Annotated in this window: 5 protein-coding genes; all 5 read left to right on the forward strand. The window is 62.0% G+C overall.

What is annotated here, in order from left to right:
• Window positions 1–12 precede the first annotated feature (12 nt).
• The 5 genes from JOE65_RS06435 to JOE65_RS06455 all read left to right on the forward strand — a co-directional run bounded on the left by JOE65_RS06435 (window position 13) and on the right by JOE65_RS06455 (window position 17,249).
• The gene (locus JOE65_RS06435) at window positions 13–6,201 is read left to right on the forward strand and encodes an Ig-like domain-containing protein (RefSeq protein WP_205162439.1); all 6,189 of its coding nucleotides are present in this window, start codon (window positions 13–15) and stop codon (window positions 6,199–6,201) included.
• A 105-nt stretch (window positions 6,202–6,306) separates the two neighbouring features.
• Window positions 6,307–12,417 carry an Ig-like domain-containing protein gene (locus JOE65_RS06440; protein ID WP_205162440.1) on the forward strand — a complete coding sequence of 2,037 codons (6,111 nt, stop codon included), beginning with the start codon at window positions 6,307–6,309 and terminating at the stop codon, window positions 12,415–12,417.
• Between the two features lie 108 nt (window positions 12,418–12,525).
• On the forward strand, window positions 12,526–13,497 hold the full coding sequence (locus tag JOE65_RS06445; protein WP_205162441.1) for an AAA family ATPase: 972 nt from the start codon (window positions 12,526–12,528) through the stop codon (window positions 13,495–13,497).
• 18 nt (window positions 13,498–13,515) lie between these two features.
• Complete coding sequence (locus JOE65_RS06450) at window positions 13,516–14,799, forward strand: DUF58 domain-containing protein (protein WP_205162442.1); 1,284 nt, start codon at window positions 13,516–13,518, stop codon at window positions 14,797–14,799.
• A complete protein-coding gene (locus JOE65_RS06455) occupies window positions 14,796–17,249 on the forward strand; it encodes a transglutaminaseTgpA domain-containing protein (protein WP_205162443.1) in 2,454 nt (817 codons plus the stop codon). Before JOE65_RS06450 ends, JOE65_RS06455 begins: the two co-directional genes overlap by 4 nt.
• Window positions 17,250–17,313 lie beyond the last annotated feature (64 nt).

A 17,313-nucleotide genomic window follows, 5' to 3' on the forward strand; every position in this document is an offset into this window, starting at 1 on the left:
GACGGACCCCGCATGGCATTCTTAGAGGGGACTTTTTTGTCCGCCTCCACTATCCCTCGAATCGCCTGGATCTCCTCTGTGAAGTTTTTCAGTCAAGGCCTGCTGGCTCTTCGCCAACGACGTCGTGTCCTCACCACCGCCGGTGTCTCCGCGCTGTCCGTTGCCCTGGTTGCCGGTGCTGTGCTGTACCCGGGATTCGCCACCGCGGATGTTGAACTGAACGACGGCGGCGTGTGGGTCACCAATCAGAACCTGGGCATGGTGGGTCACCTCAATTATCAGTCGCAACTCATCGACGGCGGCTACACGGCTAACAGCGACGGTTTCGATGTGGCGCAGGCTGGGCGGAACGTGTTGAACCTGAACACGGATCAGGCGATGGTCTCTCCCGTGGACATCGCCAATGTGATGCGCGGTACGGAGACACAGCTTCCAGGCTCGGCGGATATCGCGATGGGCTCAGACGTTGTGGCCATCACGGAGAAAGCCACCGGAACAATCTGGATCACGAAGGCTGGGGAGATCGGGGGATTCAGTGACAAGACGGAGAATCCGGTCCTCAAAGAATCCCCTGGGGCCGTGGCCGCTGTGTCGTCCACGGACACCGTGGTGGTCGCGGATCCGTCGGCGTCTTCCATTTTCACGTATACCGTGGCCGACGACGGCAGCTGGCCGAAACCTTCTGTCATTAAGGCTGAGCAATTATCGGACTTCGGTAACGCGCAGATCGCCGCTGTGGGGAATCAGCCCGTGGTTTTCGACAGTGAGTCCGGCGTCCTGATTCTGCCCGACGGTCAAGCCGTGACAGTGGCGAATTCCCGGGACGCCCGGTTGCAGCAAAGCGGCGCCGCGTCGGATCACGTGGCGGTGGCCACCACTGACGGGCTTGTCAAGCAACCACTCGACGGCGGAGAGCCGGTTGTCACAGACCTCGACGTACCGGGGCCTCCCGCCGCTCCAGTCCAGCAGGGAGATTGCATCTATGCAGCGTGGGCCAGCGCCCGCTACATTCGTGACTGCGCGGATGATTCCAGTGACCGTCAAGAGGAAATCAAGGGCATTGGCGGAAGCGCGGATCTGGTTTTTCGCGTGAACAGGGACGTTGTGGTCCTCAACGACATGAACGCCGGTGATATCTGGCTTGTGAACCAGAACATGCTGCTGGTCAACAACTGGGGCGACATCATGCCTCCTCAGGACGAGGCAGATAACGAAGAGGATGAATCTGCCAACGAGTCCCTCGTGACGACGCTCCCAGACAGGACCAAGGAGAACCGGCCGCCAGTAGCCGAAGACGATTCATTCGGTGCCCGCGCCGGGCAGACCACCATCCTCACCGTCCTGGACAATGACACAGACCCTGACGGCGACCTTCTCAGAGCCAAGCTGGTGGGGGACGCGCCGGAGGGCATGGGCGTACAACCGGTGTACGACGGTGGCGGCCTGCAGGTGGTTGTGCCCGAAAATGCTTCACCGGGTCAGAAGCAGTTCAGCTATGAGGTGGGTGACGGCCGCGGTGGCAAAGCCACCGCTAACGTGACGGTGCGGATCAAGGGCATCGACAGTAACGAACCGCCCAAGGCCAAGCGTGCCACCACCATTTTGGTGGAAGAGGGCAAAAGCGTCAGCCAGAATATCCTCAGCAACTGGACGGACCCAGACGGCGACGACCTCTTCCTTGTTGGTGCTGAACCAACCGATGTTGGCGACCAGGTGCGGAGCCGGTATGATGGCATGCTGACTTTTCGTGATATCGGGAAAACGCTGGGACCCAAAGAGGTCAGGATTGAGGTCTCGGATGGCCGAGAGACGACGTCGGGCGTAGTCACCATGGACGTTCAGGCGATTGGGTTACTGCCGCCGGTGGTCAATTTCGACCACGTGAGCGCGACAGTGGGACAACAGGCAGAAATCGCACCGCTGAAGAACGATATTGACGCCACCGGTGGCGAACTCCGGTTGGCGAAGGTGACCTTCACCGGGGACGCGAAAGCTGTTCCGGACTACGAGACTGGAACCGTGAAGTTCACCCCGACCAAGGCTGGTACCTACTACATCGAGTATCTGGCCACCAATGGGCCTAAGAGCGCCAGCGGTCTGATCAGAGTGGACGCGGAAGCTGACGCCGACGCCGGTGCACCGATTGCGGTGCGTGACGTGGCACTGCTGCCTGGACACGGCGCGGTGTTGGTAGACGTTCTGGGAAATGATTCCGATTCAGCAGGCGGAATTCTGGTGGTTCAGTCGGTCGAGGTGGCAGCTGGTTCGCCCCTGAAGGTTGCTGTCTTGGAACACAATGTTCTGCGCATCCACGACGTCGGTGACCTGGCCGGCCAGGAAACCATCAAATACACGGTCTCCAACGGTAAAACGTCGGCTACCGGTGAGGTCAACGTCCTCTCCATCGAGAGCGAGGCGGAGATCCTTCCACCTCGAGCCGAAGCGGACACGGCCATTGTCAGGAGCGGCGATGTGGTGAACATCCCTGTACTGGATAACGACACTCACCCCAATGGCGACGAACTGGCACTTGACCCGATCATCGCCCAGGACGTGGCCACTAAGGATGGGCAACTGTTTGTCTCCGAGAACACGCTGCGTTTCGTTGCCGGTGATACAGCCAAGACTGTTTACGCCATCTACGAGGTGGTGGACAGCGCCGGCCAGAAGGACTCAGCCGAGGTCCGCATCACCATTCGACCCAAGGACGGGCGGAACACGCCACCAACGCCCAGCAACGTCGACGCGCGGGTGATCGCCGGATCCACCGTCCGTATTCCCATTCCGCTCTCGGGCTTGGATGCAGACGGCGACTCCGTGTCTCTGACGGGTATCGACCAAGCCCCTGAGCTTGGCGCAGCCGTTGCAGGGCCCCACTACATTGACTACACGGCCTCCGCTACAGCCGGTGGAACGGACTCCTTCACCTACGCGGTACAGGACAGGCTGGGCGCAGTTGCCACCGCAACTGTCCAGGTGGGCATTGCCCCGCTCGCTGAGAAGAATCAGAAACCCGTCGCTGTGGATGATGGTGTCGCCCTGAGACCGGGTCGAGCCATCGCCGTTGACGCTCTGCGCAACGATTCAGACCCCGACGGCGACCCCATCGCTTTGGTCGGAGAAGGCGTTGCAGCCACACCGGAAACCATGGCCGTAGAAGTGAAGAAGGGCAGAGTGCTCTTCACCGCGCCCGAGCAGGGCGGTACCTACAACGTGCGTTACATGGTGAAGGACAGTCGTGGCGCGGACGCGGTGGGTAATATTCGGGTCTCCGTGGACAAGAACGCCCCTCTGATTGCTCCCATTGCCCGGGATGATCGGGTGGAACCGGCTGAAACGATGGGCCGCGAAGCCGTGGACGTCCCGGTGCTCGAAAACGACGAAGACCCGGATGGCGTGGCCGAGGACCTGGCCATCACCGTGGACACGGCCAAGTACCAGGGCGTCAGCGTCGTTGGCGGGGTTGTCAAAGTGGAGCTCGCCGATGGCCCGCGCACCATCCCCTACACCGTGGAGGACATCGACGGCGGCCTCGGAACGGCACTGATCTGGGTACCAGGGCGTGGACAACAGCACCCTGTCCTGACGGAAAAGGGCCCCATCGACGTCACTGCCGGACAGGAACTCACCCTCGAACTTGCCGACTACGTCCGTGTGCGCGAGGGCCGTACGCCACGGATCACCGTGCAGGACAACGTTTCAGCCATCGGCACCTCTACCAAAGATTGGGTTTCCGACGAAAACACGTTGAGCTACAAGGCCGACATCGACTACGCAGGCACCGGATCCATCACCTTCGAGGTCACGGACGGATCTGGACCTGACGATCCCGAGGGCCTGAAATCCACTCTCACAGTGCTCACGAACGTCATCCCCGATAAGGACCGTAACTTCCCGCCCACGTTCACGTCCGGCTCACTCGAGGTTGCCAAGGCCGAATCCGCCGTATCCCTTGACCTTCGCGCGCTCGCAGATGATCCCAACCCGGATGACGCGGACAAGCTGGAGTTCGCCTTGGAAGGTGAACTGCCGAATGGATTCCGGGGTTCGTTGGACGGGTCCACGCTGAGTATTGAGGCTGACTCGGACACTGCAGTGGGTGCCACGGGCAAAGTGTCGGTGTCCGTCACGGATGGCCGCAGCGCAAAGGTGACCTCCTCCGTAGATCTGGTTGTTCTGGCCTCCTCTCGTCCGCTTCCAGTGGCCAACGAAGACACAGTTCCAGAGGCAGTGCAGGGTAAATCCGTCCCGGTGGATGTGCTCGCTAATGACGTCAATCCGTTCCCGGATTCGCCGCTGGAGATTGTTGATGTCGTGGCGGACGGGAATGGGACGGCGTCGAAGGATGGCGACCGCATCGTCGTCACTCCGGCAGAGACCTTCGTGGGAAGCATGAGCGTGACCTACACGGTCCGCGACAAGACCCAGGAAGATTCCAGACGGGTTTCTGCGCAGATTCTGCTGACTGTGGAGGGAAAACCCGGTGTTCCCAGCACACCCGCGGTGGAAAGCGTGCGGAATCAGACGGTGGTGATGGCCTGGGATCCACCGGCGAGTAACGGCTCGGCCATCACGTCCTATGAAGTGACGAGCAACCGCGGCTTCAGCCAGGAGTGCGCCACGACCACGTGCACTCTTACGGGCCTGACCAACAACACCGAGTACATTTTCCGTGTAGCCGCTGTCAACGAGCACGGGACCTCGGATCCATCGCCGGAATCGGCTCCCGCCAGGCCAGATGCAAAACCTGAGCAGCCCCAGCCGCCGGCCCTGACCTTTGGCGACGGCGAACTGGCTGTGAAGTGGACTCCGCCCGCGAACGAGGGCTCACCGATCGAAAAGTACACGCTGCAGATTTCTCCGGCCCCGGCCAGCGGCGCCAGCCAGAAGACCTCAACGGGCACCATGGTGACCTGGACTGGGCTACAGAACGGCACCGCATACAAGGTGCGGGTCCAGGCACAGAACAAGGCTCCGGATCCCTCCGACTGGAGTGATTACTCCGCTGCGGAGATTCCTGCGGGGAAGCCGGCGGTACCTGCGGCACCAAATACACAGCGCGTGGAGTCGGTTGGCTCACAGAGTCAATTGAGCGTGGACTGGAACGACGTCGCCAACAACGGCGCAGCGGTAGCTGCTTACGAGGTGCGTGAGTACGTGGGCAATACGCTGCGGCGCACTCTGCCGGTGACCAGCGTTTCAGAGCAGACCATCACGGTTCCCAATGCTGAGCAGGACTATACCTACGACGTCCGGGCCAAGAACAAGGCCGGCTGGAGTGAATACGGTGCCCAGTCAGCACCGCGGCGCGCGGTCGGAGCACCGGCTGCACCGGCTGCCCCACAACTGAAGCCCACTCATACTGGTGGTGCCGGAGAAAGCGTGTCGATCACGTTCAGCGCGCTCGCTGCGGCGCAACGCAACGGGGCACGCGCCGGAGAAGTCAGCTATCAGGCCAGCTTCAACGGCGGCGGATGGCGCGGGATCAACTCGGGTGATGTTGTGGGTGGCTTCGCCAACGGCAGCAACGTTTCAGCGACAGTGCGCGCAGTTGTGAACAGTGACGGCGCAAAGATGAACGGGGCCCCCAGCGGCGGCTCCAATGCGGTGGTCCCGTACGGACGGCCTCACGTACCGAATGCTTCCTCTGGTACCAGCAAACGGGGGGATAAGAGGGTGTACTTCACATGGTCAGCACCTTCGCCCAACGGACGGGCTGTGGACTATGTTCGCTACCGACACCTAGCGCCAACCAAGGAATGGATCAACGGCGGCACATCGGGGAAAGCGGATTTCCCTGCTGATAATTACGGAAAATCCGTCACCCTCGAGTTCCAGACCTGCGACGTCACGGGGCAATGCTCCGGTGGAAAGCAGGTGAGCGGTCTTGCCGGAGACCGCGACCAGTGGACTACTCAGCTCAACACGGGAATGGAACGAAGCTGCACAGATCCCGCCAATCGTGCCACCTACGACACCAAACGGTTCACCTGCGAAGGAAAAGGTGGAAACCAACCGCCTTGGTTCTACGCTGGCCAAAAGATCGTCGTCCAGTGCTGGATCGATCATAAAGACGGGTATGGGGTCAAGGGACCCTGGTACCGGGTTGAACCAGGGTCATCAAGGAATGTGGGCCGTTATGTCGACGCCGGCCACACATCCATTGGCCGGCCACAGTCAAGCGGTGCCCCACGTTGCTGACGTCACTGCCAGCGTCCGGACCCGCGGAGCCTGTGTTGACTCGTCCGGCTAGACTGGATCCGGTCCGTCGTCCGCGGACTCGTTAGGTGTTGCTGAGGGGCATTCTTGGGGATTAGGTTCACATGGGGTAGGTCTCGCGCGGTCTCGGCGCTGGCCTTTGGTGCTGCCGCCAGTGTGGCCGTGACCGGTGCCGTGCTGTATCCAGGGTTCAAAACGGCCGAGCTGGAGCTGCACGACGGCGGCGTCTGGGTGACGAATAACGCGGCTGGCATGGTCGGTCACCTCAATTACCAGTCCAAGGTGCTCGACGGCGGCTTCGTCGCCAAAGCGGCTTCCTTCGACGTCATACAGGACGATGCAACCGTTTTCATGACGGATCAGGAACAGTCCGGCATCAGCACCGTGGACGTTGCCACCGTGACCCAGAGCCAGCCCACCGGAGTTCCCGGTGGTTCAGACATCGATCTGGGAACAGAAACCGTAGCGATCACTGATCCGGTCTCCGGTTCTCTCTGGGCGGTTACCACCGACACCCTTGCCTCATTTTCACCCGAAAGCATCGAACCGTTGGTCAAGGATGCCAAGGGGCTCGTGACTGCGGTCGGGGAAGATGACACGATTTACACTGTTTCCCCGGAAACGGGTCAACTCACCACATTCGTGCGCGAGGACGACGGAAGCTACACCAAATCTTCGAAGAACGGGTTGTCCGGCTTCGAACAAGCTAGCGAATTGCAGATAGCGGCCGCCGGCGACACTCCCGTGGTGCTCGATGCCGACGCCGGGCGGCTGTACCTGCCCGGTGAATCCGCCGTCGAACTAGAGGGAACGGCCCTTACCCTGCAGCTGAGCAGTCGCGGCGAATCCATCAACGTGGCTGTGGCCGGTGCCGACGCCCTGTTCACGGTGCCGCTGGACGGCGGAGATGTTCGCCGGATTGACGCACCCGGGGGAGGCCAGCCCGCAGCTCCTGCGGTTGTGGACCAGTGCGTCCACTCCGCCTGGGCAGGCAGCCAGACCTACATCCGCTCCTGCGCGGACCCTTCGCAGGACAAGAACGAGCCCATCCCGTCCCTGGGAGCACAGTCTGAACTATCGTTCCGCGTCAACCGCGACGTCGTCGTCCTCAATGACATGAACGGCGGCAGCATCTGGTTGGTCACAGACCAGATGCAGGTGGTGGATAACTGGGATGACCTGATTCCGCCCCCCGGTGAGGATGACAAGAAGTCCGAGGAAGAGTCCAACGAGATCAGCCGTGAGACTGCGCTGCCGGACCGCACCAAAGAAAACCGCAAGCCCGTTGCCGAAGACGACGAATTTGGCGTCAGACCCGGACGAACCACGGTTCTGCCCATCTTGTTCAACGATTCCGATCCCGACGGCGACCTCCTGACCGCGAAACTCGACAAAGACCAACCAAAAATCGGAACGGTCCAATCCATCTACAACAAGACGGGTCTGCAGATCGTTGTGCCACCGGACGCTGAAGGGTCCGAGACCATCAGCTATACGGTCGACGACGGCCGCGGCGGAGAGGATACCGCGAGCGTCCGCCTCCGGGTGGTGGGCGCGGAGAGTAACGGGGCGCCGGTTCAGGAGCGCAAGTCCGTCATCACTGTCGAGCAGGGTGGAGAGATCACCCAGAACATCCTGACCGACTGGGTTGACCCGGATAGCGATCCACTTCAGCTTGTGGGCGCCGCTGTTGAGAACCAGCAAGACATTGTCCGGACCAGGGCGGACGGCGTTCTGACGTTCCAGGATGTTGGGCTCAGTCTGGGTGAGAAAACGGTTGCGGTGACGGTGTCGGACGGCCGCGAACGAACGACGTCGAACATGACGTTCAAGGTGGAACCGGCCGGGAAGCTGCCGCCGGTGGCGAACGCCGACCACGTGCGGGTGAGCGTCGGGGAGGACGCCACGATCTCGCCGTTGAAGAATGACACGAGCCCAACGGATGCCCGTCTGCGTCTGGCCCAGGTTGACCAGGTGGAGGATGCCACGGTCACTATGAACTCGGACGTCGGCACGATCACGTTCCGCTCTGCAGCCGTGGGCACCTTTTACCTCACGTATCTGGTCAGCAACGGTCCGGCCAGCGCCACGGGACTGATTCGGGTGGACGTCGAAGCGGCGAACGAAGACGACGGCGCCCCTGTCGCGGTCCACGACACAGCCTTGCTGCCGGCCGGTGGGGAAACGCTTGTTGATGTGCTCGGCAATGACTCGGACCCGTCCGGCGGAGTGCTGGTGGTCCAGTCGGTGACGCAGCCAAGCGAAAAGGCGATCACCGTCTCCGTGGTGGATCACAGCGTCCTGCGTATTACGGACACACGTGGTCTCGCGGCTCCTGCGGTGGTGAAGTACACGGTCTCAAACGGCCTGGAAAGTTCAGTCGGTGAGGTCTCGATAGTTCCCGTGCCGCGGCCAGCGAAGCTACAGCCTCCTCGCGCCAACCCGGACGAGGTCACGGTCCGCGTCAATGATGTCGTCACTATCCCGGTCCTTGCCAATGACGAACATCCCAACGGTGCTCCCATCACGCTGGTTCCGGAGCTGGTGGAGACCGTGGACGACGCCGACGGTCTGCTGGCCATGTCCGGGGAGGAACTTCGGTTCCGCGCCGGTTCCGAGCCCAAGACGGTGCGAGCGATTTATGCCGTGGCCGGCCCGGACGGACAGGAGTCATCCGCCCAGGTCACCATCCACATCCAGCCACTGAATGTTGAAGATAACTCTCCTCCGCAGCCCAAGAGCCTCACGGGGCGTGTCTTTGAAGGTCAGAGCACCCGTATTGCTGTTCCGCTGGACAGCATTGATCCCGACGGCGATTCGGTCACCCTGATCGGCATCGAGCAGTCGCCGGCGAAGGGCGCGGCGAAGGTCGGGGCGTCGTATATTGACTACACGGCGGGCGGAAACACGGGGGGAACGGACACGTTCAGCTATGTTGTGTCGGACCGTCTTGGGGTGCGTTCCACCGCCACTGTGTCAGTGGGAATTGCACCAAAGGCCAACAACAACCAGCCTCCCGTGGCACTGGATGACTCCACCATCATTCGCCCTGGCCGCACTGTTGCGGTGGATGTCCTCAAAAATGATACCGATGCCGACGGTGACCGGATTGTCTTCGCGCCGGGTGGGCTGGAAGCCGATGAGTCGGTTCCTGTAAGCATCGAAAAGGGCAAGGTCCTGGTCACGGCGCCAGAAATTCCCGGCCACACCGTGGTTCGCTATACCGCCTCTGATGGAAGGGGTGGAACCGATACAGCCACCCTCACCGTTGATGCGCGCGCTGACGCACCCCTGCTGGCACCCATCGCCCGCGATGACCGTTTCCCGTTCCCCGAGACCGTGGGCGAGACAGAGGTCACTGTACCGTTTTTGAAGAACGACGAGGACCCGGACGGCGTCGTTGCCGACGTGAGCGCAAGCCTTCCCGGTACCCCGGACAATGTCTCATTGGGAGAGGACGGCACGGCCGTTGTCCAGCTAACGGCCAAAGCCCAGATCATTCCCTACACGTTGACGGACCTGGACGGATTGAGTGCTACCGCGTTCATGATGGTCCCTGGGTCCGCTGAGCCACATCCCACCCTGAAGGATTTCGCTCCGCTGGAGGTTCAGTCGGGTGAGAAACTGACCCTTGAACTCGATGACCTGGTCAAGGTCCGGAACGGCCGAGCCCCTCGTTTGACCGCGGCCGACGGCGTCACAGCCGTGGGTGGCGAGGTGTCCGCCACTGACGCGGATACCATGGTCTTCACCTCGGCTGAGGGTTACTCCGGTCCCGCATCGGTGGTCTTTGAAGTCACCGACGGCTCCGGACCCGATGATCCCGACGGTCTGAAATCGACGCTGAGCGCAGGCATCACTGTTCTGCCGGATCCCGAAGAGAACCTGCCGCCCACCCTTGCAGGCAACACCCTGGAGGCCGCGCAGGGGGAAGCCGCGGCCACACTGGACCTGCGGCAGGCGGCGTCGGACCCTAACCCTGAGGACGTTCCGAATCTCGAATTTGCCCTTACCAAGTCCACCATCGACGGTGTGCAGGTATCTCTGAACGGCAGCGTTCTGAGCGCGAAGGCTGATGCCGATGCTCCGAAGGGCAACGCTGGATCCGTGACCGTATCCGTGTCCGATGGAACCAATGAGCCGGTTTCAGCGGTGGTCGACATCATTGTCCTGGCCACAGACCGCCCGCTGCCGGTGGCCAATGACGACGTCGTTCCGGAGGCCGAATCCGGAAAGCCCGTGACGGTGAACGTGCTGGAGAACGACGTCAACCCGTTCCCGGATGAGCCGTTGAAGATCATTTCAGCCGCAACGAGCACCGGTCAGGGATCAACGTCCGTGAATGGTTCGTCCATTGAGATCACGCCGGCGCAGGAATTCGTTGGCACCATGACGGTGACCTACCGGGTCCAGGACCGCACCGGTGATCCTGAGCGTGAAGTGGATGGACAGGTGCTGCTCACGGTCAAGAGCACCCCCGATGCGCCGCTGACCCCGGTGGTGGAACGGACCGGTGATCAGCTGGTGGTGCTCTCCTGGGACCCACCGGCGAACAACGGTTCAGCCATCACCGGCTACACCGTCACGGCCGCAAACTTTAGCCAGCAATGTTCATCGACCACCTGTGAGCTCAAAGGCTTGACCAACAACGTTGAGTACACGTTCACCGTGGTCGCGGCCAACGCGCTGGGTGAGTCCGAGCCGTCGTCGCCATCGGCCGTTGCCCGCCCGGACGTTCGCCCGGAGGCGCCAGCGGCGCCGGTCCTGACATTGGGCGATAGCAAGATCGCTGTCAGCTGGAACGTCCCCGTATCCAAGGGGTCGCCGGTCAAGGCGTACAACCTGGAGATTTCTCCCGCGCCGGCCAATGGAGTCACCCAGAAAACCGGTGTCACCGGGACATCTGTTTCGTGGGGCGGGCTGACCAACGGTACGGCCTACCAGATCAGGGCTCAGGCTGTTAACGATGCGTCCGAACCGTCAGATTGGAGCCCGGTCTCTGCCGCCGAAACTCCCGCCGGGCCGCCTGCGGCGCCACTGGCACCGCGAGCAGACCGCAATACGGATGCCGTCAATGGTGGTTCCATTGTGGTCTCCTGGAAGGCGCCCGCCAACAACGGGGCACCGCTCCAGAGCTACGATGTGCGTGTCTACCGGGATGGAAGCCTGGATTCCGGTCAGTCGCGCAGCGTCGCTGCTGGCAATACCGGCCTCACACTCACGGGTTTGAACAAGAGCTCCAATTACCGCTTTGCTGTTCTTGCCAAGAACAAGGCCGGAGCATCCGGGGCGAGTGCGCAGTCAGGGGCAGTGGTTCCCTTCGGCATTCCCGGCGCAGTGGGTCAGGTATCGGCGAAGGCCACGGGCGAGGACGGTCGCGCGAAACTGAATTTTAGCGCCCCAGCGGCCAATGGCAGTGCTATCAGGGATTACCAGGTCAGTGTCAACGGCGGTAGCTGGCAAGGCTATGGCGGTCCGGGGAGTGCGGTCAATGGCCTGTCCAACGGCAACTCGTACTCGTTCCGGGTCCGTGCGAGAAACGAAGCGGGACCTGGGCCGGCCAGCGGCCCCTCCAATGCGGTGACCCCGTTCGGTCCCCTTCGTAATGCCTCGAATATCGGCAGCTCCGTCAACGGGTTCAAGGTGACATTCACCTGGGAGAAGAACGGATCTGCGTATGCCAACGGAAAACCTGGCGGCGCCACCGTCAAGGTAAGCGTCGATGGCAACTCTGTAACGAACTCGGGCTCCTGGTCCGGGGGTAATAGCCCCGAGGATCGACACGACATTCGGATCGACGTCTGCCGCGGTGGTGGTGACTGCCGGACTTTCACTGCCTCTGAGCGCTCGGCATCACCTACGTTGACCCTGAAACAGGGGAAGGACACTGGGTACATCATGCGACCGAATCCCGACGGCGACCCCGTCTGTGGCGACAGTAAGTGCAACTACTACCACATGGTGGCGGAGCTCCTTCCGCCAAACACCATGGTCACTTTCCATTGCTACACGGAAGGGACCGGAGACATCGGTGCTGACCGTACAGTGAAAACCAGTTCGCGTGGCTATGCCGAAATCGGTTCCGGTTGTCTCATCGAGCGGGAAGACTCGGAGAACTACAACGAGGACTGGAATGGATTCTTCTTCAGGGTAACCACCGGAGACCGGTCCTGGGAGTCGAACCATAGGATTTGGTAGGAGACAACTGCCCATCGAGGAGTAGGTGTTTACTCGCTAGAATACTCAAGGCCCTATTGTGGCCGGGCGCGGGCCCGGCCGCATCGAAGACGTGAAGGAACAAACACTATGGCGATGACCGCTGAGCAGGCTACCTGGTTTGCCGGAACCTTTGACAAGCTAGTGGGCAACGTTGGCCAAGCCATTTTGGGGAAGTCACACGTGATACGCCTCATCCTCACAGCCATGCTCACGGACGGCCACGTCCTGCTCGAGGACGCCCCCGGGACCGGTAAAACCATGCTGGCCCGGTCCCTCGCCGCCACGGTTCAGGGATCACATTCCCGCATCCAGTTCACCCCTGACCTGCTGCCGTCGGACGTCACGGGCATCACCGTGTATGACCAGAAGACTCAGGTGTTCGAGTTTCACAAGGGCCCGATCTTCGCGAACATCGTGCTGGCCGATGAAATCAACCGTGCGTCGCCCAAAACACAGTCGGCGCTGCTGGAGGTCATGGAGGAATCCCGGGTCACCGTGGACGGTGTCACCCATTCCAACCCGCGTCCCTTCATGGTCATCGCCACCCAGAACCCGATCGAGCAGGCGGGAACCTACCGCCTCCCCGAGGCGCAGCTGGACCGCTTCCTCATCAAGACGCACATCGGCTACCCGGACCACGCCTCAACCGTAGAGCTCCTCGGTGGTGCCGCTACGCGTGACCGCTCACTGGCACTGACGCCCATCATCACCACGCAGGCGGTCAACGACATGGCTGACCTCGCGGCCACCACTCACGTGGACCCGGCCATTCTCGAATACATCTCCCGGCTCACCGAAGAAACCCGCAACGCTCCCGAGAGCCGCCTCGGCGTCAGCGTCCGTGGTGCCCTGGCCATGGTCCGTGCAGCGAAGGTATGGGCTGCCAGCCAAGACCGCAACTATGTCCTGCCAGATGACGTGAAGGAACTGGCGCCCTACGTCTGGACTCACCGATTCGTCATGGACCCCGAGGCCGAATTTGCCGGTGCTACCGCCGAAGCTGTCCTCAAGAGAGTTCTGGCGGACGTCTCAGCTCCGCAGCAGCGCGCTGGCGTCTAGGCCGAGCACCAACACACCATGAGTACTTCAACGGATACACGGCGCCGGTTTCACCCCTCGTCCCTGTGGGCGGAGGGCGCCGGTGTTGCGAGGGAATACCTGCAGCCTGCGGGCACCAGAGCGTCCGCTATCTGGACTAGACGACTCCAACCGTTCATCGGCGTCGTCAGCCCCCTGGGATGGGTATTGATTGCCGTTGTCCTCATTCTTGGTGTTCCCGGGCTGATCTTCACCTGGGCGGAAGCGATCGCCGTGGCCGTCATTAGTGTCTCACTGCTGATCCTTGCCGTGGTTTTCATCATCGGCCGGTCCTCCTACGGTGTGGACCTGGATCTGGCACGCACCCGTGTGGCCGTGGGCGACCATGCGGTAGGCAGCGTCTCGGTGTCAAACACCTCCAATAAAGCACTGCTCCCGGCCTCTCTCGAACTGCCGGTAGGCGGCGCAACCGCTATCTTTCACCTGCCGCGGATGAAACCGGAACAGGTCCACGAAGACCTGTTCACCATTCCCACGCAACGCCGCGCCGTCATTGTCGTTGGCCCGGTCCGCTCCGTGCGCTCGGATCCCTTGAGCCTGATGCGACGGCAGGTCCGGTGGACGGAACCGACGGACCTCTTTGTTCACCCCCGTACCACGCCACTTGGGGGTTCGGCAGCCGGTTTCATCAAGGACCTGGAGGGTTTACCCACGCGCGAACTCTCCAGTGCCGACGTCTCATTCCATGCCCTGCGCGACTACGTCCCAGGCGATGATCGCAGGCACATTCACTGGAAAACGACGGCTCGCACCAACAAGCTCATGGTCCGCCAGTTCGAGGAGACGCGAAGGTCCCATCTCGCCGTCGCGCTGTCCACCCAACCCGCAGAATATGACGACGCAGCAGAATTTGAGCTCGCCGTATCAGTGGCCGGATCGATCGGGCTGCAGGCTATCCGTGAGCAGCGGAACCTCAACGTGCTGACGCAGGGCGGCCCCCTGCGCTCCGAAACCGGTAGGAATCTTCTTGACGAGCTGACCCGAGTGGACGGGCACACCGGCCGCACCACCGCGGTGGATCTGGCCCGAATGACAGCCGATGCCGTGCCGAATGCGTCCGTCGTGTTTTTCGTCTTGGGTCCGCAGGTCACGCCCAGACAGCTGCGCAGCGCTGCGGCGTCCGTACCTCCAGGAATTCGCTGTATCGCCGTCCGCTGCAAAAGTGGACAGGAACCGGCGCGGGCCAGCATCGGAGACCTCACGGTCGTTTCACTCGGCGAACTCGATGATCTTGCTCTGGTTTTGCGGAAGGCGGCCGCATGAGTGCCACGCGCGCCCCGGAAAAGCAGACCAGCCGGCGTTCTGAGCGAACGGGCAGGCGGCGCACCAGCAGTAGACAACAGCTGATCGACACCGGCGTGCTGATCCTCGCACTCAGCCTAGGTGTCCTTGGTTTTGGAACCGCCTTCGGTTCAGATGCGCGCTATCTGCTCGCCGGCATGGGCGGCGTCGTCATGGGGCTTGCCATCGCGTGGACTTCCGCCCGATTCCGGCTGGGTCTGTGGAGTACTGCTGGCATCGTCTGTGGAACTTACCTGCTGCTGGGTAATGCTCTGGCAGCGCCGTCGGAATCATTCCTCGGCTTTCTGCCCACTCTGGAGTCTTTGCGGGTTCTCATCCTCGGTGTCGTCACCTCGTGGAAAGACATCTTGACCGTGGCCGCGCCCGTGGGCATATCGCGGGGGATGCTGATCGTGCCCTTCCTGAGCGCGCTGCTGACCTCCGTCGTCGCCGGTCTCCTGGCGTGGAGGGTGCGCACCCCATACTGGGTGCTCCTGCCGGTCATCGCGCTGTTCGGTGCCAGCATCATTTTCGGAACCAACCGCGCCAGTCTGCCCGAGCTTCGGGGCATCATGCTCATCGTGGCCATGCTCGCCTGGCTCGCCTACCGTCGCGACATCGCCAGAACGGACAACGGCACGCGCGTATCGGGGAATCCGGCATCCAGCGACGCCACGGCCACCCGAAGTGGAACGGTCCGCCGGCTCGGCTACGGTGCCGCGATGGTGGCCGGCGCAACGGCCATCACCGTTCTGGCCGTCCCGCTCCTCACCTCCCATGGCCAACGGCAAGTGCTGCGCGACGTCGTCGTTCCTCCCGTTGAACTCTTTGACTATCCCAGCCCGCTCATGGATTTCCGGCAGTACGTGAAGACCAACGAGGACAAGACGCTGTTCACCGTGGACGGTCTGCCAGAGGGCGAAAGAGTTCGCCTCGCCGCGCTGGACGCTTACAACGGCGTCGTCTACAACGTGAACCCCCAGGCGGCGGGCAATTTTGCGCGGGTCGGTGATGCTCAGCAGCTTGGGGCCTCCAACCGCGCCACCGATGGCACCAGCGCCACACTGGACATCAACATTAAGGAGTACGACGGCGTGTGGCTACCTTCCGGTGGTCAGTTGGAGGGCATCGCCCTCAGCGGTCCGCGCGAAGGGTCCTTGGAAAAGGCCCTCTATTACAACGACGACGCTCGCACAGCCCTGTCCACGATCGGTTTGCAGGAGGGCGACAGCTACCAGGTCAACGTGACTTTCCCTGATTTTCCGACGGACGAGCAGCTCGCTCAGTATGACTTCGCGGGCTTGAACCTTCCGCGGGTGGAGAGCGAGCCACCGATCATTGCCAGCCGTGCCACGGAGTACGTTGGTGCTGCCTCCAAGCCTATTGAGCGGGTGCGCCGGCTGCAGCAGGTGCTACATTCGCAGGGGTATTTCAGCAACGGTAAGGACGGCGAGCCGCCCTCGCTTCCCGGACACGGTGCCAAACGTATGACCACCCTGCTCGATGCCGAACAGATGGTGGGCGATGACGAACAGTACGCCGTCGCCATGGCTCTGATGGCCCGAAAACTGAATATTCCTGCTCGCGTGGTGATGGGCTTCTATCCAGATTGGGACGACGTGAAGAACCCTGGCGGCACCATTGCCATCAAGGGTAAGGACGTCCACGCGTGGGTTGAAGTTGCCTTCGATGACGCGGGCTGGATTCCCTTTGACCCGACGCCGGATGAGGACAACGAGCCGATCCCGCCGCAGCAGCAACCGAAGTCCACGCCCAAACCCCAGGTTCTGCAGCCGCCACCGCCGCCTCAGGAACCGGCCGAATTGCCGCCGGACTCGGCTCCCGAGCCACAGGACGCCGACAAGAACGACAAGGATTTCTGGGCCATCTGGGGTCCTCTGGTGCGGCTGATCGGTATTGCCATGATCCCTGTGGGGATTATTCTGATCCCGCTGCTGCTGATCCTTTTGCTCAAAACCCGACGTCGCAAGAGGCGTTCTCGGGAGGGCATGCCGTCCCAGCGTGTGGGAGGCGGTTGGAAGGAAGTTCTCAGTTTCGCCACGGACATGGGCGCCAGCGTTAATACGAAGGCCACCCGCCGGGAGAGCGCACGGAACCTCAAGGAATCCTTCCCTGCCAGTTCTGTCGTCACCACCAGATTGGCTCACCGCGCGGACGCGGGGATCTTTGGTGCGAGTGAGCCCTCCGAGGCCGAAGTCCAAGAGTTCTGGCAGCACGTTGAATCATCCCTGGACGAGATGAGCGGTACGGTCGGATTCTGGAAGCGTCAGCGTGCCAGGTATTCTCCGCGTTCGCTGTTTCAAGACGCCCGGAACAGGACGGTCCGCGGACGACGGCCAACGTCGGCGCGTCGTCGTGACCGGTCGGCCAGGGGCGACGCCGGGAAGCCAACTGGGGAGGATGAACAGTGACGCTGGAGGTCGAATGCCCGCGGTGCCGTACTACAGTGGCTGCAAAGGCACCCTATTGTGTAGC

It is taken from the genome of Arthrobacter roseus (assembly GCF_016907875.1).
Taxonomy (GTDB): Bacteria; Actinomycetota; Actinomycetes; order Actinomycetales; family Micrococcaceae; genus Arthrobacter_J; species Arthrobacter_J roseus.